2 protein-coding genes are annotated in these 1,529 nt (G+C 40.3%); both read right to left on the minus strand.

Annotated features, from left to right (window positions below; genetic code table 11):
- Positions 1-520: 520 nt before the first annotated feature.
- The gene (locus ACED46_RS21850) at positions 521-979 is read right to left on the minus strand and encodes a hypothetical protein (protein WP_371722448.1); all 459 of its coding nucleotides are present in this window, start codon (positions 977-979) and stop codon (positions 521-523) included.
- A 194-nt stretch (positions 980-1,173) separates the two neighbouring features.
- Positions 1,174-1,455, minus strand: a complete 282-nt coding sequence (locus ACED46_RS21855; RefSeq protein WP_371722449.1) for a hypothetical protein — start codon at positions 1,453-1,455, stop codon at positions 1,174-1,176.
- Between the last annotated feature and the right edge of the window lie 74 nt (positions 1,456-1,529).

Raw genomic sequence — 1,529 nt, forward strand, 5'->3', positions numbered from 1 at the left:
AATGATCAGATCACAGGACTTGGAAAAGGTTCAACTAATTTAGGCAACAACGCCCTTTGAACTTGATAAAGGAGCTAACCAGTTAGAATTAGTGTCGCGAGACCGTCACTTTATTGGGGTGTTGAACAAGCCCGTCCTTTGTTAAGTAATTTTCTCGGATGCGCACAGGAAGTCGGGGCGCCCGTCGCAGAATGACAGGCGAGCGCGGCTAGAAAACATATGAGCCAATGCTTTGCCTACTACATTTTGACTAAACATTGCCAATCCGAAATAGGCACTTGTGAGCGTAACCGCCAGCTCAAAAATGTCCAGAGACGTGTTATGCCGCCATGCTTTGGAACAAAAGCGACCTAAGTTTTCCGTTATTTTGATAACTCGTTATCAAAATATGGGCCATAAGACAACATGCCGCGTAGGACTTCTCGCTCAATGAGTATCATCATATTGTAACCTAACAACATAGCAGCCTCTGTCCTCAACTCTTCACAAGCAAGTTGCGCGCTAAGGTTCTTTGAGTTTTTTAACCCTTCAAGATTTGAAAAATATATAGTCGCTGCTGAAAAAAGCGTTGATTGACAGGCATACCTAAATAGGATGCTACATCTTCTGGGGTGCCATTCTTGATGGTGGATAGTAAGCCATCCAAAACAGTTTGATTCTCCATATTTTTTTCTTGAGAAATTTCTGCCATGTACTTCAATGCTTTTTCACCACCTTCTAGGCTTCGATCTATAAACCACGCTATTTGATTGTGTCGATCAACCTGATTTTGTCGATACAATTGAAGACCTAAGAGCATAAATGTAAATAAAGATAGGATTGGAGTGTAAAGCCCTCCAATAGCACTGCCCATTTGACCCCAGTCATCATTGCTTTCCCAGATGCCAAAACCGAAGGTATAAATATAAAATGCAATAGGGCTAACTAATGTCCCCCAAAAAATCACAAGAATAGCTATGTGTTGCCAATTAAGTTTCATTTATTTTCCAAATATATCCGGCTAGCCAGTGGCATTGATATTAATCGAGTTAAATTAGAAGCTTCTTGGGACAAAAGCGCCTGAGAATGACGTAGAAGAGGACTAAGTTTAGTCCTCTTCGGAAACGAATTATTAATTAGGGTGCCAGTCTTCACCGTATTACACTTATAAGTGTTTAGTCCACACCTCGTTCTTCATTCAACTCCATTTTCTGAGAAATCAAAAAAACGAGATGGTAAGGCTTTCCTAACTATATAGCTGAAAGCTCGTGAACGTTGAAATTTAAGTACACTTTTATAATCAAACTCTTGTCCACGAATATCATCTCTTGCAGCCCGACTAATAGAGGCTTTGTCCCTATGATTCTGTTCGTTAGCAATTAACTCTAAATTTGGGTAACAGCCGTCTAGCTTTGAGCGTATTATTATTATGCTTTGCGCTTCTTTTTGAAATGCATATAGTTCATGTAACGGCATCTCGAATTCTAGAACGAACAGGCGTTGTTGATCAAATCAGCTTGAGGTTCAACGACGCCATATTTGACTAATCG

This window comes from Vibrio sp. 1S139, assembly GCF_041439475.1.
Taxonomy (GTDB): Bacteria; Pseudomonadota; Gammaproteobacteria; order Enterobacterales; family Vibrionaceae; genus Vibrio; species Vibrio crassostreae_C.

Excerpts from the sequence above, each read along its gene's own strand:
- ACED46_RS21850 (WP_371722448.1), bottom strand. The coding sequence starts at position 979 with ATGAAACTTAATTGGCAACACATAGCTATTCTTGTGATTTTTTGGGGG.
- ACED46_RS21855 (WP_371722449.1), bottom strand. The coding sequence starts at position 1,455 with ATGCCGTTACATGAACTATATGCATTTCAAAAAGAAGCGCAAAGCATA.